Here is a 21,698-nt window from a genome sequence, read left to right on the forward strand (position 1 = left end):
ATGCCCCGGAGCTAGCGCGAAGCGGACTCCCCACCCCCATTGACTCTCCATTAAAGCTTGGCCCTGAGCATGGCGATTACCTTATCGGATGGCCGAAACGAACCCCTGCGCAGATGCGGTGGGGCGATCGCGTTGAGGGCTTCGAGCTTCTCAGTTGGATCAGCGCGAGTGTAGATTTCAGTGGTCGCCAGATCGCTATGCCCGAGCCATAAGGACACTTTCCGAATATCCTGAGTGCTTCGTAGTACTATCATTGCGCAGGTGTGCCTCAACACGTGTGGTGATACCTGCTTCTTCGATAGCGAGGGACACGTATGACGAGCTGTCTCAGCGTGGCATTTAAGGATATACGCGAAACCCCAGCGACTCATTGCTTCACCGCGAGCATTGACGAACAATTCCGGTACTGCAACGGTTCCCCGTACCACCATCCAGGCACGCAATGCATTAGCGGTCGTTTTCCACAGGGGCAACGCGCGCTCCCGCCGACCCTTGCCGTGAACACGGATGCTCATCGACGGGAACACAACATCGGCGGCTTGCAAACCCGTCAGTTCCGATACACGCAGTCCAGCGCAGATGGCCAGATGCAGCATCGCCCGGTCCCGGATCCCCTCGCGCGTTGACGGATCGGGCGCATCGAGCAGGGCCCGAACCTCTTCCTCGCCCAGATACGGCACTAACCGGGAATCAGTTTTCTTGTAGGGAATGCCCAGGATTCGTCGCGCCTGTTCGAGGATCGCGGGCTCGCGATACTCAAGGAAGTGGAAGAATGACCTGATTGCAGCCAGCCGGACATTGCGAGTCCCAGGCGAGTTCTGGCGCGTATCTTCCAGATATTCCAGGAAGTCGCTGATCAGTCTCGCATCGAGCTGCTCCAGCGCTAGCGACGACGGCGTCATCCTGAGTCGCCCGGCGGCGAACTCGAACAGGAGCTGAAAGGTGCAAGCATAGGAGTCGCAGGTGTGTTGGCTGGCGCCTCTCTCATGAGCAAGGTTTTGACGAAGAAATGCCACAATGTGCGGTGCGATCGGGATCATTTCTGTTCTCCAGTGAGAAACCCCTCTGCGGCGACAGCAATGTCATGCAGAAGCTCGGGAGTAGCCTCCAGATACCAATAGGTGGCGGTGATGTTGACGTGACCCATGTAGGTTGCAAGGGCCAACATGTGCCGCCCAACGCGGTCCCGGCCTTCCGGGCTCACCTCCAGTGCCCTGACGGCGAACGTGTGCCTGAGCTCATGCAGGCGGGGACGGTGGCCGTTGTGGGTGGTGCCGATGCCGGCAATCTTCAACAGCTTCTGGAACATCCAGTAAGCGACCGTATATCTGAGTGGTCGACCATCGTCATCAACGAACACATGGTCGTCACCCGGACGGGCCTGCAGCCGCAGGGTCAAGTACCCCTGCAAACCCTCCGCCGCCGTCTCGTGAAGTGGAACCAGACGGGTCTTCTGGAATTTGCTCTTTCGAATGAGTAATCCTTCGGGGGTAATGTCGGCACGCCGCAGGTTCAGGGCCTCAGAGATCCGCATGCCCGTGGCTGACAGCAGGGCGATTAATGTCGCATACGTTTGTGGTTGCAACATATCGCGAGGACCCGATTGCAAGGCTGCGTTGACCAGGCGCTTGATGTCGGCGCGCGAGTAGATGAACGGGACACGGCGTGTCTTTCGGTAGCCAAAGTACCGGGCGGGCGGCAGCTCATGGCTTTGATCTTCGGTACGCAGATACCGGGCGAACCGACATACGGTCTTTAGCCTCGCGTCACGCTGGGCCACCGACGCAGCCTCGGCGGCCCAGTCGATTGCAGTTTGCGCGCGAACGTGCGTTTCACCGCGCTTGACGGCAAAGCACGCGAAGCTGTGCAACAGATAGTCTGCGTTCAGTAGTTTGAAGCCGGCCGCACGCCGCGCGGCAAGATAGGACTCCACGGCCGGCATCATTTCGTCACCTCCGGCCATGGCTGCGCGACTTGCCTGAGCAGCGCGACGTCGACCTTGGCGTAATAGGCCGTGGTGTCGATGCCGCGATGCCTCAGGACCTGGCCAATCTGGTCGAGGGGAAGCCCATGACGTAACATCTCGGTCGCCGCTGTGTGGCGCAGCAGATGGGCGCCTTTGGCGGGCGAACTCACCCCGGCACGTTTTAGTGCGCGCTTCACTACCGACGATATGCAATCGCCTGAGATAAACGGCTTGAAGGGGGCGATGTTTCGAACAAAGACGTGGTCGCTGCAGGCAACTCGAGGTCGCGACTCGATGTACCGCAGAAGTGCCTCACCGGCATCCTGCGGCAGCGGCAGACGAACTTCATAGCGCCCCTTTCCCGAGACGCGCAGTGTCCCGGTTTCCCACTCGATATCGCTCATGCGAAGGTTCGCCAGGTCACCAGCGCGGACCCCGAGTCGCACCAGCAACAGGACAATCGCGCGATCGCGAAGGCGCCCGTGTAAATTGCCATCGCATGCGGCAATCAGACGGTCAACTTCGTCAGCGCTCAGACACCGTGGCAGTGTCGCCAGGCGCCAGTGCGCCAACGCCGGAACCGCTTGATCGAGTCCGGCTCGACATAAACCCTGAACACCGAGATAACGCAGGAAGGCCCGTGCGCTGGTGACCAGCTTTTCTGCGGTACCGATGCCACAGTTGCAGGCACTGTTCAACAGGAACGTGCGCATGTGCTTTGCGTCCCACTGGGTCGCTTCGCTACCAAGCACCTCCACCATCACTGCGGCATCACGACAGTAGAGCCGAATGGTCGACGCTTTCGCGCCTCGGTGCGTGTGCAACCATCGCCGGAAACCGCTCACGATTGCCGGCTCTCGAATCTCGGCAATCGAGGGCTTGTTGTCCTGGCAGACGCCGATCTCAATCAGGTATTCGCGAAAGCGCTTGGCACCGAAATACAGATGGTGGTTGGCTTTACCTCCTTTTGCTTCCGGACAGGTGCAGGTAGGCAGATGACGATAGAAGATTTCTGGAGTCTGTGGATCCGCATCGGCCAGGGTGCCGCCGTGCGCCAGCATGAAGCGGCCCAGATGGTCGGCGGCTCGCAGATAACGTACGGCGCTGGCCGCGGAGTATCCGTCCCGTTCGAGCGCATCAGCAAAGTCATCAATGAAGGCTCCGCTGGGCCCCGAGCGCAGGCGTTCCAGGGTTTTGGGTGCTACCAGGTAGGTGTCTAGCATCACGTCCTCCTATGAGGGTTGCCGGGGAAGGCCAGACGACCATAGCAAAGGAGAACCGAGATTTTATGGGGAGTTGACCGGCGACCAACCAGACACCAAACCGACGCGGCCAGCCGCATTCGTGTCGAATCTGATCTGCAACTCCCCGTTAGACAGAACTTCCCATAAGGCAGGAGTTGTAGGCAACCTCGATCCGGTCGCAGCCGGCGCAGCGCAGCACATGCCCCCCGAGTGCCGCACTGCGGCACTGTTCGATGGCCGACATGACCTTCAGCTGCCCCAGGCTCAGCGCTACCGTGCGCCGCCACGCCGGCCCGCAGGCGCGGAAGATATCCGCGACCTCCAGCACGAGGTGCTCCGCGTGCGGCCGGGCTAGCCGGCGGGCAGGCGGTCCAGCGGACTGACCACCTTGCGCAGGAGGTCAGTGGCAACCTGGGTATAGAGCGTGGTGGTCTCGATCTGCCTGTGTCCAAGGAGCACCTGGATCACGCGGATATCCTCCTTCTGTTCCAGCAGGTGCGTGGCAAAGGAATGCCTCAGCGTGTGCATGGATACGCGCTTGTCGATGTTTGCGGTCTCGGCGGCCGCATGGATGGCGCGGGTCAGTTGCCGCGTGCTGAGCGGGTCGATCGGATCGAGGCCCGGAAAGAGCCACCCGCCATCGAGCATGCAGCCCTGGGCACGGGCAACGCGCCACCAGACGCGCAGACGTTCGAGCAGGACCGGCGAGAGCATCGCGTAGCGGTCACGGCGGCCCTTGCCCTGCTCGATGCGCAGGGTCATGCGCTGGCTGTCGATGTCGCTGACCCTGAGGGCGACCACTTCGCTCGCACGCAGCCCGGCGCCATAGGCGACCGACAGCGCGGTCTGATGCTTGAGGTTTCCGGCTGCCGCGATGAGCCGGCGCACCTCCTCGGGGCTGAGCACAACCGGGAGCGTGCGAGGCACGCGTACCGGCTGCATCCGCGCCATCAGCTCAGGCCGGCCGAGCGTGACTTCGAAGAAGAACTTCAGACCGCTGATCGCGGCGTTCAGCGACACCGGCGACGCGCCGTGATCGACCAGATGCAGCTGATAGTCCCGGAGGTCCTCGACCGTGGCGGTATCGGGTAAACGCCCGAGGTATCGGGCGAACTGACGTACGGCACGCAGGTAGGCGGCCTGGGTCTTGGGTGCGAACTTGCGCATGCGCAAGTCCTCAAGCATACGGCGGCGCAGCGGGCTGATGCCCGGATCGGAGGAGGTCATGATGGGGCTCCTGCTGGAGGACGAGGCGGATTGCCTCAACCACCAACATAAGCGCCGGCGCCACTGGCCTCCCATTCGCCGCCAGAGACGGGCCGCAGCCCCCTACCGCGCGAGCGGTTTAGTCCACTCGGCCATTGCCGACATTTGGGCGGGCTGGGTCTACGTCAGCTAGCGAATACTTTTTGAATGACGGCGGACGGATGAACGCGTACAGTCGGGCGGCCGATCAGCCTCACGGGCCAGATTGTTGAATCAGTGCGGAGGGTGTAAAAATTTTTGTGTAAACGGTCATTGGCAGGAGACTGTCAGCAACAGGAGCACAGATGACCGTACCCCCTCAACCTCCCCGAGATTCCGTCCGCCCACGCGTTTTTCCGACGAAGCTTTTGAAATTATTTTGTCCAGTATACGTAAAACGCATAGCCACCCGTTGACCCTGTTTGGTTGAACGTTCCAACCACGCTGCTGGGGTTAGGCAGATTGGTACATGTGGAGAGCGGAGTCGGCGCAATCGCAGCCCTAATAAAGCCATTTCCCTGAATAGGAGCAGTGGGATCCTGGGAGATTGTCGCCATTACGGTCTTGGGTGCAAACGACAGTGTGAAACAGAAAAGTCCGCTTGCATCTGTTGCCATCTGCAAGACGCCATATCAAGGGTCCCGTTACCGCTAACATGAGCGTATGCCACGGTAGGTCCGGCAGCTGCAGCAGGTAAGACGAAAGTATTGAGCAGAGGACCGCTGAAACAATACGTCCAAAATTTACTGTGACTCGCAGTTTATTCGATTTCATTCATGCGCTCCTCATAGTGTGTGTAAAGAGACGAACGACGGCTACATTGCATCTGCCGCGCGACCTTTCGCAGCGCGCTTGCAAAGCGGCTAGATTTGTTACGCACCTTAGAAGCCTAAATATCGAATGTGTTGCCCACTAGGTGACTACGGACAAAACAAAAGAGCACTACTGGCTACAGCTCGTGGAAGTTCGCTCTCCATTGAAACCGAGGCAGGTGAGATCACAATTCCTCCGCGCACGAAATGTCGTGCGACGTATCCCTCGGTGGCGATCAACCGCAGAGGCTGGCCTGTAGCATCTACAGCCCGGGACAGGCCCATCTAAACGGCAGGCCACCGACCGATTTGCGCCTGCAAGTCGCTCCACGGACTGCTCACACGGCCGATCCATGGCACGACCTTGAGAAACCAGCTGTTGTCGGCATCCCGTTCGGTCTCAGTCGCCTCCCTTGCCTGCGTGCGACGGAAGTACGGGACTCCCGAGAGTGCGTCGTTGATATTGTCCAACACGCGTCGCCTCTAACTACAACGAACGTCCCATGGGGGCCCTTAGCAAGCAGATCCAGCATCCGCTTCGCTGGGAATACGCCGTTGTCCCCCGCCTGCTTCCGCGACACAGCCAACTGTGTACTATTTCCCCATGGGGGTCCAGCCTCCCACTTCAGAACCGCTGTCTGCAGGCATTCCGGGGCTGACCCGCATCGCGTTTGTAACTTCCTTAAGGCCCGTCGGTGCACAACCTTTATCTAGTGACGCAAAGAGCGCGGTTGGGTCAATTGTCCAAACGAGGTCGGTCGTGACGCCATATGTAGTCGCCCGAACTAGCGCCTGTTCAAACGCCAAGGTTTCCAAAAGATAGGGAACAGCCGCGCATAGACTGGCATGACTCCGAAGAAACGTAGCAAAGCGGTCTGCTTCCAACGATGCAAAGGATGTCGGAGCGTGAATACAGAAATACTCGTTCAACAACGCGTGCGTTTCGCCGGGGCCGACACCGAGCAGAAGAAGGATGCTCGAGTACCGTAAGGCGCGCGCGACACTGGCCCTGCGCGCGTCGCTAATCAATTGGCGAAGTACGGCAACGCCCGGGTCATCCTGTAAATCCGCAAAGCGATGATCGAAAATCTCGCCGCCACGAAGCGCAGCAACAAGGGATAGTTCCCAAGCGCAGACCTCAGTCGAGGGATCCCCAGTTATTGAGCCCTGCCTCGTGACACGGTGCGCGACCCCGTTCACGTTCGAGCGCGCTGCCACTATCTTCTGCGGCGGCCTTAATTTCCACAGCGCATGCAGCGTCTCGAGTTGCTTGTACACTTTATCGATGCCAATGCGTCCCACATGCTCCGGCAAGATCTCAAAGATGATCGCAGCAAGATTCGATAGCTGCGGAACGACTTGTTCGGCAAGTTGCAAAAGCTGCGACGGTATCGCATCGTTATGCCCATCCAGCCAAAAGCCCTGATACTCCATCCCGCCTGCAAGATGCAACTCCCAGACCCGATCAACCGGGAGGTGCTCAAGCACGTCGAGTACGGGTTGGCGGCCGTTCAGCTGGTTACACCACAAGTTGTGCAAGTCAAGCAGAATTCCACATCTTGCCCGCGCCGCAATTGCTGCGATAAACGCCCCGTCCTCGATCTCATCGGAGCGCGGACGAACGTAGCTCACGCCTGTCTCAAACGCGAACGGACGGCCGACCTGCTGACAAAAGCGCCTGATATTGCTCACGGCTGTCGATACGCCCGCGGCTGACTGCCGCGGCGGCAGCAGGAAGCCTGATTCCTCGCACCGTTCGCTAACTCGCGTGCGATTGAAGCTCAGGTGTTCGCTCACCCACGCGGGGTCAAGGCGCCGTACAACGCGCCTGAGCTGCGCAAAATATTCTATCGGATCGTCAACTGTCCCGCCAACCGGCTGTCCGATACCGTGAATTAGCTTATCCTGCGGCAGCAGTTCGATTTGGGAAATTATTGTGTCATTGATCCGGTAATGATAACCGTCTTGTCCTCCAACTAGTTCCCAGAAAGCTTGAGGCTCCACTTCGAGGACGTTCAATATTTTGTTGTCATCGAACAAAGGTGCCAACTCGGGCCAATATACAAGTCCGACGCCGAGTTGTCTCACGGCTCCTCCATTTAGACGTTCATGCCGACGACTTCCTTGGCCTCGAGCGTATCCGGATTTACGACAAAATCTTCGACGATCTGAAAATCAAGTTGGCGCCCGGAGTGACAAGCTGAACACCCTAGCTTGTTCAAGACGTTTGCCGTAATGCGGTGCATTTTCTCGAGATCGTAGGCCACCTCACGTGTGACATAAATTCGGACGCTTCTGCCGGGAGGAAGCGGTTGGGGATTTAGATCTGACATGACAGATTTCCTCCTTTTGGTGCGAAAGTTGGGCGCGACAGGTCTGCAGACTGCGGTAAGTCGACGTCACACAGACCGCCGGGCGAAGATTGGCGAATTTGGCCAAACACTGAGCATCACTATTGAGTTAGCAGATGACGCGTCACCCTTTCGAGCGCACTTTTCTGCTGTCGAAAACGTTCGCGACAACGCTCACAGCACTATCACTTACTGGCGGGTTATTCTTCTGTGTGCTCAGATCACGGCTATCACTATTGACACGACGTATCCTATTTCTAATTTGTAAGGACTGTACGGAATAGTAGTCAAACGGATTAAAATATCAATGCCATTTTTTAAATCATGACAGGAAATTCGACGAGCTGACATAAGTAGCTTGATGGATAAAAGCGATGAGTCCGCGCGACATTGGGGCACAATGGGCATGCGAACGTTTGGCACGGGCGAACTCCTGCCGCTGAACCAAGCGGATGGCTGATGTGCACTTGAAAGATGCTATGTGTGGGACTACCAGACCGAGGTCCATTTAGCTAAAACGGAATTTCCAACCCTGCGCAAAGGAGACGGAAATGTCTTCGACCCATACAGTCCCACAAGACAAGGATACGGCGATCCAGGGCGATCTGTACATGAGCTTCGAGCTCGGCGACAAGTCCTAGAAGTTGACGGCCAGCGATGGCCGACAGAGCCCGCGCCGCTACAGCGTGCACGCGGGCGACACGGCTGCCGTACTCGACTGCGCACGTCGGGCCATGCGGCGTTGCGGCCTCGAGCCGCAGGCCAAGGGTCCATTCCTGCTATGAGGCCGGCCGCGATGGCTGGTGGCTGCACCGCTGGTTGACCGGGCAAGGCATCGACAACCTCGTGGTGGACGCAGCAAGCATCGAGGTGAACCGACGTGCGAAGCGGGCCAAGACCGACCGGCTCGACGGCGACAAGCTACTGGCGCTGCTCAGGCGCCATTACGCGGGCGAGCGCGTCTGGTCGGTGTTGCGCGAGCCCACACCCGAGCAGGAAGACGCTCGCCGCACCCATCGTGAGCTGACCCGGCTGAGCCAGGAACGCATCGCCCACATGAACCGCATCCGCTCGTTGCTGGTGCTGCATAACCTGCGTCCGCAGGCCATCATCGGCGGACGCGACTGGGCACACTGGTGGACAAACCACCGCGATCAGGTGCCGCCCATGCTATGCGGCGAGATCGAGCGCGAGAGCGCGCGGCTGGCGCTGGTCAAGCAACAGATCAGGATCCTGGAGGCCGCACGCCGCCAGGAACTGGCCGAGGGCAAGCACCCGCTCGCGACCCAACTCGCCCGGCTGCGCGCGATCGGGCCCAAGGGCGCCTGGGTATTGGTCAAGGAAGTATTTGGGTGGCGACGTTTCGCCAACCGGCGCGAGGTCGCAGGGTGTCTCGGACTGACGCCCACGCCTTACGACAGCGGAGACAGCCAGATCGAGCAGGGCATCAGCAAAGCCGGCAACAGACGAGCGCGCACGATCCTCGTCGAACAGGCCTGGCGCTGGTTGCGCCTGCAGCCCGACAGTCTCCTGACCCAGTGGTTCAACCGGCGCTTTGCGGGCAACGGCAAGCGCATGCGACGTGTGGGCATCGTTGCATTGGCGCGGCGGCTCGCCATCGCCCTATGGCGCTACCTGGAGCACGGCGAGATTCCAGCCGGGGCTTCGCTCAGTTCTACTGCACCCTGACGTTTCGGAACGGTATCGTTCGCACTGCCTGCCAGGGAACACATCATGATCAAAGGTCGACGCGCCCGTAACGGCAGCGGGTCACCCTACCGTGACCGCTCTGAAAGATGGGGCGCGCCCATAACTGGGGTTTGCCAGTGCGCCTTGGGCGCATACCGCATGAGGTACAGGGTGCTGGCGCCCTGTACGGATAGAAGTTCGTTGGGGCGCCAGCCCGAACGCAAGTCACACCCCGACCTCGGATCACGATCGAACGGCCATACCGCACCCGCCCCCTCATGTCGCCAACAACATAAAGGTTTCGCCATGAAATCCGATCCCTTCACCTGACGATCAATAATGGCTTGACAAACAAGTCCCCATAGAAGCTGCCGTTTAGACTGACCTGGGTCGAATGGCGGCAGCGGGTCGGGTGCGGTCGACCGCCCGAAGGGCAGAGCCCGGCCACTTTCTGCCGCTCGCCTGAGCCATGCGGTGGTCGTTCGAACGACCGGTCCACTCCGAAACCCGCCCGATCCCCAACGCGCGCTTGTTGGCCAAAGCCGTCATTCGAGTATTGGCGTCGATAAGTCGGCTACAGGCCGCTTTCCCGACATTCGTGCTTCGCCAGCCACGAATGTCAGCTGGCACTTCAAGCGGATGCATACTTGCGACCCTCATCAGCCTTTGGAGCCAGTACCACGCTAACGGCCGCTTCCGGGTCGACAAGAGAGGGTAACGCCTACCGAAAGTGGCCACGCTCTAAAGTCAACGTGCCGCACGCAGACGATGATCAGACACGTGCGTTAAGTCTCTTGTTCACCTGGAGCAGCGCGCTGCTCAACTCTTGGGCCATGTCCGCTGAAGTGCCCCAGTCGCGCGTCTCTTCCGGCGTTGCATCCGGTCCGGCGATAGGGAGCGCTCTCACTTGACTCAGGTGCGTGAGCTCGCTGTCGAGTTCGACAAGCCACGAGTCGAACAGGACGCGTGCTTCGACATCCGTAATGTCCGGGCTCTTGCGCATCTGCTGATATGCGGTGATCAGATTGGCCTTCGCGCGCTCGGGGCCGTCCGCGCCGTCCCAGAGCGCATTGAGCGCGTCGTTCTTCATGTCGATGAAAGGGCCGAGACTTTCGTCTTCGCGCGAGGCTGACCCGGTAATGCCAAGGAGGACGTAATCGGAGGCGCGATAGGGCACTTCGCAGGATGCGACGACATCGTGAATTCGCAACCGGCGATCACGAACGACGAGCGCATTCGTCTCTTGTGGAACTGTAGGCGCAATCATTGCGCAAAAGCCTGTGGTCAAAGGGTCCATTGGAGAGGTCGCGAGCGAAAGCCTGAGCCCGGTCAGCATCACCGTTCCCTGGATATTCAGCAACTCGTCTACTCCTTCGAGCAGAGCAGCTCCCGTTCTCGCCATCACACCGATCGGAAGTGCACCTCCGATCAGATCGGACACATGCTCGATCATGTTGAGCAAGGTCTTCGCATAATTGGCGCGTGGCACCTGATAAAAGCCGATCGATATGTCGACATCGCCACCCCGGTACGGGAAAGGTCCGGCGACGCGAGCATCCAGTACGACCGAGCCGTGCTTCGGGTTTTGTTCACCGTTCTGCTTGCGAATCAAGTTTGGACCGACTACATATGGGATGGTCACGCGTTGCCTGCCATGATTGAACTCCGTCACGACCAGAACCAGCGGGTCGAAGACTGTGTACCATTGGCGATTCAGGTCGAGATACATCTCGTTGACACGCAGCGTGACATAAGCTTCGTCGCGCCGGATGCGCACGCCGGCGGATCCCTCCGGCCAGCATCGCTCGGGCGAGACGACGGCGAGCGCGGGCAGAGGCGCGCTGTGACCTTTGACGTTCGACCAGATCCTCTGTACTTGTTCAAAGAAGTCGGGCATGGCGGTCGCCTATCGAGACGGACATTGGGTAGTCTTGGCATTCACCTTGTACAGGAGCGCTTCGGGGTCAGAGAAGAATTCGTCCATCGAAGCGGTTGCTAGCAAGTCGCACGCAAGCGCCTTTAACCGGTCGGTTTGCGCGGTCTCAATCAAACGGACGCGTTCGTTGCGAAGATCCCAAAGCCTGAAGGTCAAGGGAGAACGGAAATCCCGCTGTTGAAGCAGTATCAACATGTTGCCGTCATTCGAGAAAAGGAGTCGCGTTCCGCCGGGTGATCCGCTCATCAGAGGGCCGGTGAATTCGGGCAAGGCAATCATGTCTTTGGGATGAGACGGCGTTGTCTCTCCGATCCAGACCCCTCGGGGGGCCGTCCATGCCACGCGAAGTGCATTACCCAGTCGAACTGCGGCAAGCGGAGGGCCCATCCAGGTAAGGCCGCCGCTAACGGGGCGCAAGTCGTCGTCATCGGGTGGCTTCACCGCGAACAGATTAGTGGGTGGATGAAAGTCGATGCTAGGTATGCTGTAGCTCGTGAGGCGGCCTTCCAACATAGCGGGTACGTCAATGTAATAGAGTTTCGAGGGATCGCCGACCTTAAACACGAGCGAGTCCTGATTCGAAACGAACGCCAAGCCCACCGGCTGGCGTTGGCTGGGATTGCTAAGTGCGGTGAAGCGGCTGATGCTCAGGGTTTTCATCGCTGACTCGCCGCTCGCGCGACTGACGCTCAGATCCAGTCCGGCACGCGGCAATGCGCCAGCGCCATATACCAGCCGCTCGAACTTGCGCGACACTAGGTCGTCGGAGTCGGAGCTGGGCCGTTCGCCGCCGTCATAGAGATAGGCATAGGTCGCGGGCAAGCTGGAAGCGAGTGAAAACACAGGTCCAAAGGTACGACTGAGGCCGCTGATCAGACGCGTGACGCCCAGCGGCTTTTCGCCCGCGAGATCGTCCGCGCCCACGTACACAGTGTTAACCTCGAAAGTTTCGCTTACTGAGAAGTTGCCCGCGCTGACGAGAAGTTTGCCCTCAAGGAATTCGAAGTGAGGAAAGACGGCGCCCCGGATTACCTCGGGCATCATTTTTTTCATCAGATCCCTCGTGACCAGTGTGCCGTCCGGGTTCCAGTAGTAGGCCACACCCGACACGATTGCGACCGGCCCGAGGCCGTCGATGAATCCCGCGGCCGAGGTTAGGACGTTCTGCTTCGACGTCGGCGGAGGCGGTAGCTTCCGGGTCAAGACAGGATCCATATGCTGATACGTCGAATCTTTCGGGAGCGCGAAGATACTGAAGGTCTGCATGTCGTCGGACAGCACGGCCACCTGGCCGCTGTGAGGGTCGATGCCAACACTGACGGCCGTTCCCGACATGACGGGCGAACGTATCAGCGTATTGCGCAACGCCAGAACGGTTTGCTCCGGCGAGACTTTGCTCCAGCCCCAGACGCGCTCGTAGAAATTATCGCGATGCCTCGTTGCTTCGAGATTGGCAAGCAGCAGGACGAGACTTTGCCTGAAGTTGGCCTTCGGCGCATAAACCGCCAGCCTGTTACGTCCATCTATCAAGGTTTGCTTGGCGGCAAGCAATTCCGCACCACGTCCTGCGGTCTGTAAGGCGAACAAGGCGGCTGCTGCGAGCACGATGGCCAGAACCGAAACAAGGGCGTAGAAAATGCGGCGTTTGCTTAGTCGCTCTGCCCGCCGCGTATCGATCTCAGTTTTCCAACGGACCAGTACGGATGCCAGCACATCATGCTGCAAACTGTAAGACTGGGGGTTCTCCGGTGGTTCGCCACGTAAAAGCGGGCGATTGCCGCGACTGAGTGCGAGCAGCGTTTCGCGCACCTTTCGCCTGATACCTTTGTTCAACGCCCGCCGTTCAAGTTCCTCGACGGGCTCGGACAGTGACACGAGCGCGCCTCCGCCTTGCCGGCTGACGAGCGAATGCAGAAGCGCGCGCCATTGGTCAGGTTCCGATCGAGTCTGCTTTGCCGCGTAATGAACGCTCTCGTCCACGTAAGCTCGCATCATGCCGTCGGAACCGCCGTGTGATTCAAATGCTTTGTATGTGATGATGCGTCCATGCTTCGAACACTCGGCATACAGGGCTGCACAAATGATCTGAAGCGCGGGCGTGACTGATCCTGCCCGATATGAATCCAGTACATTGTCGATGATTTTCCGCAGTGCATCTGCTTCGAAGGAAAAGTCGTACACCTTTTGCGCCTTGTCTGGTATGGGTTCCGGAATCGTGGTCGCCTCGGTCGGCGCGTTCATTGCGCGATACAATGCGTCTCTGTCGCGAATAGATCTCAGCATGTATGGCTCAACGCCGCCGTGCCTCGGGCGAGTCGCCATTCGGTCGTCGCTGATGCGCAATTCATCGCGAAAGCGTCCGTAATACTCCGTACGGATCGAGACGATCACACGGACGTCCACGTTCTGCAGATAAACCTCCTCGAGAAAGAAAAAGAACGCGGAAACAGCTTCGCGACGGGACGGGTCGTCTAGCACATGCGTCAAGACTTCCTCCGCCTGGTCCAGCACGAGCACGAGCTTTCCTGAAAGCTCGGCGCATGTAGCCCGCAGTGCGTCGACCAGTTTGGCCGCCAACTGCTGGCGCGGCACGGTCAGCGCGGCGCGCAGAAGACCGCAGACTTCACTGCGGGTGCCGGTGTCAACCAGGGTGCAGACATCTGCGTTTTTGTCGTGCGTCGTTTCGCTGACAGGTAGCGTGTCGCGTTCGAGCGCGTCGATCATGGCTTTGGCGATCTCCGGAAGCGGGTCTGCGGTACAGCGAATCGCGCCGTCATGAGTCGACAGAAATACGCAAGGCTCTTCGGCGTTAGCGCGCAGATACGGAATCAGTCCGGCGCGCAGAAACGAAGATTTTCCAGCGCCGCTCACTCCCTGCAGGATCAGCAGTTTGGCATTGAACCGAAACAGCGCGCGCTCGCATTGACGCGTGTCGGTCTCTCTCTCGCAGAAGAGGAGGGCGTCGCTTTCACGATAGAACCTTAAGCCGGGATAAGGACACTGGGGCCACATGACGCTTCTCGGGATAGGAGCCGCCATCAAGCGGCGAGTTGCAAGCCTTCAAACGGTCGCGTTAGGCGAAATCGACGATCCGCATAGCATGTGTAGAGGAGATTGAGAGGAAATAGATCCTCGTCCCGCTGCATTCGGTCAAACGCTTTGCCAAGTGACAGGCCACGTGCGCACATAGCCCACATCAAGCGTGTACCACAGCGAATCGCGTGCGTATTCACTATTTCTGCTTCGGTTCCGACGAGTCCGCAAAATCCAGGTGCGGCTACCGATCCCAGTAGAGAGCAATGCTCTTGCCCGGCGACCGAGCAACAGCAATTCAATATGAGCAACGTGGTCTGGGTTTCACGTTGATCCCGTCGCAGAATCTCAGCGAAACTGCCCGAATCGATTTTTTCGGTGCCGGAAAGCTTGAGGTAGTCCCCATCCGAATGTCCGAATACGAAGACGACACGATTCGAATCTGCCATCTGACGACAGGCTTCTCCGGCCTCGCGCCAGCTGTAATAAGCCTTTTTAGATTCAATATTCTTGAGAAGCAAATCCAGCCTGTCACCGTCCGTGCCGATCAGGTCAAAGATGTCTGCGAATTCCGTTTGATCCATCGCATAAAGCGACCTGAACGAGTTCGGATCAATGTTGAGAGAGTTGCACCTGCCGCCCGCGATCAGCAGCGAGATTCGGTATCGATTGACCCAGAAGCCTGAAAAGTCCGCGCGATTCGGGTGAGATAAGATGGCTAGCGGGCGACGCTGTTCGTCGCAGAAAACGAAGCCGAATGGCAGAGTCACCTGTTCGTCCGAGCAGTGAATTGTGAGTTCGGCATGCCTTGGCGATGCTGCGGCGAGTTCGGCCGCAAGCCTGCGTGCGCGAGGATCATTGAAGGGAAATAGTGCCTTATGGAGCGCTCGCCCGTGCGTCCGCAAATCCGAAAGGATTGCTACATAGCGTTCCCAGCCAGGATCTCTGCCTGGATTCAGCTTGAATGTCTCGACATACTTGCTCAGACTGGTGAGATCGTCGCGAATCTCCTTCCCGCGCTGTTGAAGAAGGAGCTTGGAGATGAGCAAAGGTTTCTCCCGCGACCCGGCCTGGTCAGTGCGCCACGTCAACTTGATATCGTCGCCGTTCGGGTCCAAAAAAAATTCCATGATCGTTCTCCTTCTCGCCGTCCCTGGAAATTCGTTCGTTGTTTTTTTATTTTTTTTTGAGCATAGACGACGGATTGAAAACCGGTGACTTAGAAGCGAAATATGCGCTAAGTTGGCGGGTATAATCTTGAGCCCGTCATGTTTGAAAATCCGTGTACTGGAACACCGGAGGAAATCCGCCCGCTTTCGGGCGGGGTAACGGTTGCACCCCCTCTTCAAACCATTGCGACTCGACAATGTGCGCCAGCGCGATCGCCACGCTGAATCCTGTTGATAGAACGAAGAGCGGGGTGCGCATTTGAAACTCAGCCTCGAAACAGTAGTCGAGACTATTGCTAACGCGGCGCGCCTTGTAAAAGACGGGGTGCAATTTGCGGATGTGGATTGGTCGGAACGCCTACATCATTGGCGTGCGGTATGAAGCACTTGTTCACTCGTATGCGAGGCTCGCATTCGCGGGTCGGTTTGTCGGTGTTCTCTCCGGCTTGCAGAAGTCGCGAGGACATATTGTCGGTCCAAGGCTCGGATTGACCTCGTATGTGGTGGCTTGATTGTTGCGTTGGGGATCCGACAGCCATTTTGTTAGCAAACCGTTCGATGCAGCCTATCCGAGCAGTCGTTTCATGCAAGGGCGACCGGCCCTTTCAAGTGACACTCGAAAACCGAGGGATTTCGAGCTTGACACTCTCTGGGCCATCACCGGTCGCTCGTCCAGGCGAACGGCTGGACGCTCAAGCGACCGCACTACTTTGCGCATTCAATCGGTCGATGCAACACCCTGAAGACTGCATGAGCAGCAAAGGGTGTTGCATGGAGCAAAGACGGCAGTTCGCGAACGACAGCAAAGCGACCTGCAGCGGCCGCGCGGCCTTAGATTGCTGAAGGTCAGCTAAGGGCGACGACTTGCCGGCTGATACGCCGCGCGAATGACCGTTCTAGTTTGCAACCAGCCATAGCCCTCGCGTTGGGTCGAAAGGCAGTAACGGGTCGGCAAGCGACTGACGCTCGGCTCAGGACCGGTCATCCGCCGGGGGGATGCATTCGTTGATTTGGGTGGAAATCGCGTCCACCGGATATTATGTTGTTCGTGAACCGTTCCGACAAACCGCCAGCGCTTCTCGACGATGCCGATACGACAAAGGCGCGCTGAGGCTCACGTTCACCTAGGAATCGGGTGGCATATGGACGAGTCGCAGCGACTCGTCCTCGAGTGGATCGACGCTAGTTAACACAACAGGCCTCACGCCGGCCGACCGTCCGCGCGCCGACAACATTCGCGGATGACTCAGAAGGCACGTGGACTGAGAAAAGCCAACGAACTGCCATCGGGGAAATTTCATGCAATACAAGAAAGGCGATCGTGTTCAGCACCCGAAGAAGCCAGAGTGGGGCATTGGCCAGGTGCTGAGCGACAGCGTCGCGGGTACCGTCCGGGTCTTCTTTGCCAATGCTGGCGAGAAGACGATTTCCTTGGACTTCGTTCAGCCTGAGAAACTTTCGCGCGACGGCGCGTCGAGTGCAGTCCTTGACGCGATAGGCAGTACGGAAACTCCGATCGGAAATGCAAAGGGGAAAGTCCTCTGCACGAACTGCGGAGCGCCGACGCAATTCGGTGAGACTTCGAATCCGACGCGGTATCGGTTGGGTTGGTGCGATCCTTGTTTCAAGCACAGTCAGAGGACATTCGAAGACAAGCATACAGGGGAAAAGCGATACTACGACGAGCTACGCACGATCGACGGTATCAAGAGCCGTTACAGCCCGAAGTGACGTGCAGAGCTGGTGTCACGGTCACGGTTGGCGGGGTATCGCTCGGCCGCGTGCGGCCAGGAAGCGACGGTCGACAAGGGCACCGCCCGGACGTTCAAATGACGGCTTTTCACCGTGCAGCGGCCTTTGGCTCGGCCACTACGTGATCGCGGGCCACCTCGGCCCAGTTATGCCCCATAGCTTCAAACGAAATTGACTGACAGCATCCGTCAAATTTACGCCTGTAGGTCGTGTCAGCAGCTGGCTCCCAAAGTAGGCCCGACAAATATATGCGCACTTCGCTCGCCCTAGGAATGCTGGAAGGGCGGTTAGACCGGGGGAATGTGATCCGTCAACGCCTCGTCGATTTTGTAGTAGATGCCGATTGCATTTACGAGATCAAATCTGAATTGCTCGGCTTGATTTTTCGGGATAGTGATATATCCCTTTTCCCCCGTCAGCCGTATCACGACGTTGGATTTCGGATTGATTTTTCGCAACGAATCGAGCTGACTAGGGCCTAGAAGAATATCGCCAATCTCTGTGACTCCGCCGTCTTCGACCTGGCGGTTCAGGTTTTTTTGGTCGAGTTTCTGATCAAAAATTACATCGCCGTCAACCATGACGGTAAGCTCATTGAAGAAAATCCACGACCTCGCATGAAAATATGGCCGCAAAAAGACAAGAGGCTGCTCGTTGTCTGGGACCGAGATATATACACCGACCGACGAGCGCTGCAGGATCGGATTCACCACTGACCAGTTCATCTTGAAAAACCGCAGCTTGCGGAAGCCGTCTCGCTTTCCCACCACGGCCGGAATGTGCGCGTCCGTTTTGAACTCCGCCATAAATTCGGTCGTGCCGTCCCCAAGATCCTTGACCTTGCTTTCTGTGTAGGTTGCGAGCAGAGCCGACTTCCACTCATCGGGCGTGGCGTGGTGTACGGGGACGATCTGGACATCAGACGCTGGTCCACCTATGACTGTAGCGCTTGAAGCCGCGGAGGTCGTCGTGGACGTGACTCCTTGGTGACACCCGGCGCAGGCAGCGACGACAGCCAATGCAACAGAAAGGCATTTCATAGTTTCCCCGTGATTGTTTGTAATGATGTCGGGGAATTCTACTGGCGCACGACGCAGATCGCACGAGAATTAGGCTGGCAGCGCGGGCAATCTTCACCGCTGAAATCGCCGTCTGGTCGACGAGCGCCTGCGTGCCTCTTTCCAACGGTGCTGCACAACCGCGCCGCTCGCCCACCCCCAGTGGCCATTTGCTGGCTGCGAGCCCAAAAGGGCTCAGAGTGTCTTGAGTGATCGACCACTCGTCCGCCGAACTGACTGTAGTAGTGACCGTTGCGGTTCCGGAAGCTGCCCCTAGCGTCCGGACTTCGTCATTCGCATGTCTCAAGCTTGCAAATTTCGGACATGAGGCAGGGCGGCAAGGCCCGGGTTGCGCGTCCCGAACCCGTTGATTTTGCGGGCTCGCCGCGTGCGAGGCGCAGGACTCAGTAGCCGTCCTTGTAGGCTTCGATCGGAATATCCCATGCAGGCGGCATGTCCGAGGACCGCGCGTGCTCGTCATTTCCAGGTTCACGATAAGAATCCCAGCCCGGGCGTGCGCGCCCGTAGCCTTTAGATCGGCCCGACCGGGCACGAACACTTTCTTCCAGTTCGGCTCGCGCCTGCCGTTCGAAACGTGCCTCTTCGCATGTCCGGCAACAGAACTCACACTGCGAACAGACGAGGTAGCCGCACGTGTTGCATGTGTTCTGTACTCCCAGAATGAGCGGCGCATAGCCGCATTTGCTTTGAAAGGTCGGTCTGCCGTCCGAATCTAGTCGGACTTTGTCGTCATCCCTCTCATAGACGCTTCCACCGCAATAGGCCAGAATTGTGATCCACTTGCTCGCATCGAACTCTTTACCCTGAAGTATCCCGAGACCGGTAAACCTGAACGTGACGAGTTTGTCGAGTTTCAGCGACTCGCGATTGCTCCAGAGAATTGCGATTGTGTCGATCAGATTCTTGACGATGCAAAGCGGATCGAGCACGCCCAGTGGATAGGATTCGGCGTGCTCCTTACCGCTCACAAAGAGCAGGGGCACGTAGTCCGCCGGCGAAAAGTCGGACGGCGCACCGCGCAGCCTACCCACAAAGTCCTTGATGACTGTGAGATAGATTGCCGGAAGCCGCGGTAGCGTCTTGAGGTCCTCCTTAAGCTTCACATGGAACACCTTTTCCCAGTCATCGCGACCGCGTACTAACGCCTCAGGAGCGTCGACGCCGATGGCGCACAGCTTGAGCAACGCGTCCTTGGTCTCCCCGGCATAGAGGGTATAGCGCCATTCATCGCCTTCGGGCCAAGCGCAGTCTCCGGTCAGAGCGACGACATTTGCCAAATAATTTTTGTACCACGCAGCCGGATAATCAAAGAGCCACGTGGGTATCGTGCGGTGACGGCCGCGGTCAAGTACAAACGTCGGTGTATCAAACGATTTCACGAGGCGTTCGACGTCGTCGAAGCGGGTCTCGCCGAGAAAAACGATCGGCTCGATTTCGAAGGCGGCCGTCTCCGGTTTTTCCAAATAGCTGAGTCTTAGGTATGGCGAGAGCACGCCCGCAATGTGCACGTTCCTGCTTTGCCGATCGAGCTTGAACTTCGGTACCGTATGTTCGACATAGAATCGCTTGCTGTTTCTCGGACGCCGGGAATTCTTGACGTCGACGGCAACCGTGCCGTCGATACGCAAATCGTGCGTGATCCAGTCGCGAACTCCGGGACTCAGCTGATTGATGGCGACGTCTTCCACGACGCAGCCCTGTTCGCGGTAGAAAGACATTCCCGCCTTCTCGGCCGCGCGTGCGGAAAGCATGCGCGCAAGCGTACTCTCTTTGCTCTTGTCTTTCGCCCAGGCTTTCGCAAGCTCCCTGTCTTCCTCGGTCAGTGCTTTACAGGTCGCGACGGCATCGAGACGGGTCTGGGCATTTTCAAGTGGATCGAAGAGGTCGTCCAACCTCCTGAGGAAGGCGGCGTAGTGATTGCGGCAAACGTTGGCTTTTACCCTGTCCGGCGCATATTGAAAAAAAACGTCTTTCGGGCCGCGCGGTGGAAACCGGGCCCAGAATGACGAATCGGTCGTCGAATCGGCGCTCTGCTTCTGAAGCGCCGAGATCGCTTCCTGATCGTATCCGTCGAGGGACGGAAGCAACGCGAGCGTCCCCAGATGATGATGTCGCGGAAGCATCATACGCAGCGCGGTTGCTTCATGCCGCAGCAGCGTTCGCCGGTCGAGCGCACTAAGCCAGTTTGCGCGGCTTTCCAGAGCGTCGTTCACTAAGATGCTGCCCGCGAGCGTCGACAATGTGAGTTCCGATGCCGACCTGACGAGCCTTCTCAGAGCTTCCCATCCCAGCATGCCATCGGATGCGCGAACAATTTCCGTCAATCCTTCTTCGACACCCATGCGAGCGCTTCTGCCAGCCGAACCTTCGGACGCGGCAAGGTACTTCAGCAGCGCCTCGTCGGGAATTTCATCGAGTATTCCGACTTCGATCGCCGCGATTTTTCCGTGGCGCCCATTGACGAAGCGGAACATCACGCGAGTGGAGTCACGCAGCGATTCCCAGCTGGAAACGACGTTGGCCTTGTGAAAGAACACGTCGCCAGACTTCGTCTGGATGAATCCGAAATCGTTAATTTTGCCGGTTTGATTGTTGACGCCGCCCGACCATTTGATGATGCCGGTTCCGTACCGTCCGGCTTCAGGCAACGAATCAGGCGATGAAGGCGGCGCGGGCTGAACATCGTTCAGAGCGGCATCTTGGTGGTGAGTCCAGAGTATGGTCATCTCGCTGGTCCTTCTGGACGTTTCAAGTTTTTCTTTTAGCGGCGCTCAGAAGCAGAGCTTGACGCTTGGTTTGAAGCGGAATCGCGCTTCAAGAAAACCTTCGATATTACTAAGAACAGGCATTTCATCCAAGGACCGTTTACATTCAAAGCGGACGACATTCCTCCGGTAAGGCCGGTCATCCACGATGGGTGCATGTGGGCGCTCCCTACCCGGTAGCATCAGTATTGCGATGTCTGCTCCGCTCCGCGAACGGCCACTGACCTAGTGGCAGTCGCGATGGCGGCTCAGGGTCGAGTTCGGCCGACCGCATCCGGACTGAAGTCGGCCATTTGTGGACGCTCGTCCTCACGGGCGGAGGCCGCTCACCGGTCTGCAACTGTTTAGGTTTGTAGGATGCCTGCCCTTGACCGTGCACATGGGCGCGCGCCACAGGAGCGTGCGGGCAGGCGTCGTACAAACCCCGATGGAGGAAACCGCGGAGTGTCCCGGTGCGGCCGGAACCTGTATCGCTATGGGGATTGGAGCGGTCGCACGTGACGTCGGGATGACGGTGAGGTCAGGTGAACCGGGTTGATGTCGAGAGGATGCACGTTGGCGAAGGGGGCCGGCTGGTGTTTCTGGCGGTGCGCGGAGCGCGAAACCGCGCGATCCGGGCGAGGGGCGCAACCGTCCGCTATCGGGTCCCGTTGCCGG

General features: G+C 58.4%; 13 protein-coding genes and 2 pseudogenes. 2 read left to right on the top strand and 13 right to left on the bottom strand.

What is annotated here, in order from left to right; all coding sequences use genetic code 11:
- Positions 1-50: 50 nt before the first annotated feature.
- From OKW38_RS07590 to OKW38_RS07620, 7 genes and pseudogenes are all read right to left on the bottom strand, one after another.
- Complete coding sequence (locus OKW38_RS07590; protein ID WP_429360841.1) at positions 51-1,040, bottom strand: tyrosine-type recombinase/integrase; 990 nt, start codon at positions 1,038-1,040, stop codon at positions 51-53.
- Positions 1,037-1,945, bottom strand: coding sequence for a tyrosine-type recombinase/integrase (locus OKW38_RS07595; RefSeq protein ID WP_429360842.1), 909 nt, complete (start codon positions 1,943-1,945; stop codon positions 1,037-1,039). The genes OKW38_RS07590 and OKW38_RS07595 overlap by 4 nt, the downstream gene beginning before the upstream one ends.
- Complete coding sequence (locus tag OKW38_RS07600; RefSeq protein WP_429360844.1) at positions 1,942-3,189, bottom strand: site-specific integrase; 1,248 nt, start codon at positions 3,187-3,189, stop codon at positions 1,942-1,944. Before OKW38_RS07600 ends, OKW38_RS07595 begins: the two co-directional genes overlap by 4 nt.
- Before the next feature lie 169 nt (positions 3,190-3,358).
- Positions 3,359-3,538 (bottom strand): annotated as a pseudogene (locus tag OKW38_RS07605) (transposase zinc-binding domain-containing protein); the annotation flags it as partial.
- Positions 3,539-3,561: 23 nt separating this feature from the next.
- Complete coding sequence (locus OKW38_RS07610; protein ID WP_184062687.1) at positions 3,562-4,437, bottom strand: tyrosine-type recombinase/integrase; 876 nt, start codon at positions 4,435-4,437, stop codon at positions 3,562-3,564.
- A gap of 1,424 nt (positions 4,438-5,861) precedes the next feature.
- The gene (locus OKW38_RS07615; RefSeq protein WP_429360846.1) at positions 5,862-7,355 is read right to left on the bottom strand and encodes a multinuclear nonheme iron-dependent oxidase; all 1,494 of its coding nucleotides are present in this window, start codon (positions 7,353-7,355) and stop codon (positions 5,862-5,864) included.
- Positions 7,356-7,366: 11 nt separating this feature from the next.
- Positions 7,367-7,600 carry a hypothetical protein gene (locus OKW38_RS07620; protein WP_429360847.1) on the bottom strand — a complete coding sequence of 78 codons (234 nt, stop codon included), beginning with the start codon at positions 7,598-7,600 and terminating at the stop codon, positions 7,367-7,369.
- 569 nt (positions 7,601-8,169) lie between these two features.
- Here OKW38_RS07620 and OKW38_RS07625 point away from each other — a divergent pair.
- Positions 8,170-9,307, top strand: a pseudogene (locus OKW38_RS07625) (IS110 family transposase).
- 772 nt (positions 9,308-10,079) lie between these two features.
- Here OKW38_RS07625 and OKW38_RS07630 read toward each other — a convergent pair.
- The 4 genes from OKW38_RS07630 to OKW38_RS07645 form a co-directional block, all read right to left on the bottom strand.
- Positions 10,080-11,204 carry a hypothetical protein gene (locus tag OKW38_RS07630; protein WP_429360848.1) on the bottom strand — a complete coding sequence of 375 codons (1,125 nt, stop codon included), beginning with the start codon at positions 11,202-11,204 and terminating at the stop codon, positions 10,080-10,082.
- 9 nt (positions 11,205-11,213) lie between these two features.
- Positions 11,214-14,255, bottom strand: a complete 3,042-nt coding sequence (locus OKW38_RS07635; RefSeq protein WP_429360849.1) for a hypothetical protein — start codon at positions 14,253-14,255, stop codon at positions 11,214-11,216.
- 26 nt (positions 14,256-14,281) lie between these two features.
- Positions 14,282-15,406 carry a hypothetical protein gene (locus tag OKW38_RS07640; RefSeq protein WP_429360850.1) on the bottom strand — a complete coding sequence of 375 codons (1,125 nt, stop codon included), beginning with the start codon at positions 15,404-15,406 and terminating at the stop codon, positions 14,282-14,284.
- Positions 15,407-15,542: 136 nt separating this feature from the next.
- Positions 15,543-15,704: a hypothetical protein gene (locus OKW38_RS07645; RefSeq protein WP_429360852.1), complete on the bottom strand. Its 162-nt coding sequence runs from the start codon at positions 15,702-15,704 to the stop codon at positions 15,543-15,545.
- Between the two features lie 1,040 nt (positions 15,705-16,744).
- On the opposite strand from OKW38_RS07645, the gene OKW38_RS07650 reads away from it, so the two are divergent.
- Positions 16,745-17,176 (top strand): DUF3553 domain-containing protein, encoded by a 432-nt coding sequence (locus tag OKW38_RS07650; protein WP_429360853.1) that lies wholly within the window; start codon positions 16,745-16,747, stop codon positions 17,174-17,176.
- Between the two features lie 308 nt (positions 17,177-17,484).
- Here OKW38_RS07650 and OKW38_RS07655 read toward each other — a convergent pair whose 3' ends face one another.
- Positions 17,485-18,237 (bottom strand): hypothetical protein, encoded by a 753-nt coding sequence (locus OKW38_RS07655; protein ID WP_429360855.1) that lies wholly within the window; start codon positions 18,235-18,237, stop codon positions 17,485-17,487.
- A gap of 422 nt (positions 18,238-18,659) precedes the next feature.
- Positions 18,660-21,002, bottom strand: a complete 2,343-nt coding sequence (locus OKW38_RS07660; RefSeq protein ID WP_429360857.1) for a hypothetical protein — start codon at positions 21,000-21,002, stop codon at positions 18,660-18,662.
- Positions 21,003-21,698 lie beyond the last annotated feature (696 nt).

Origin of the sequence: Paraburkholderia sp. MM5496-R1 (assembly GCF_050436205.1) — a bacterium.
Lineage (GTDB): Bacteria > Pseudomonadota > Gammaproteobacteria > Burkholderiales > Burkholderiaceae > Paraburkholderia > Paraburkholderia tuberum.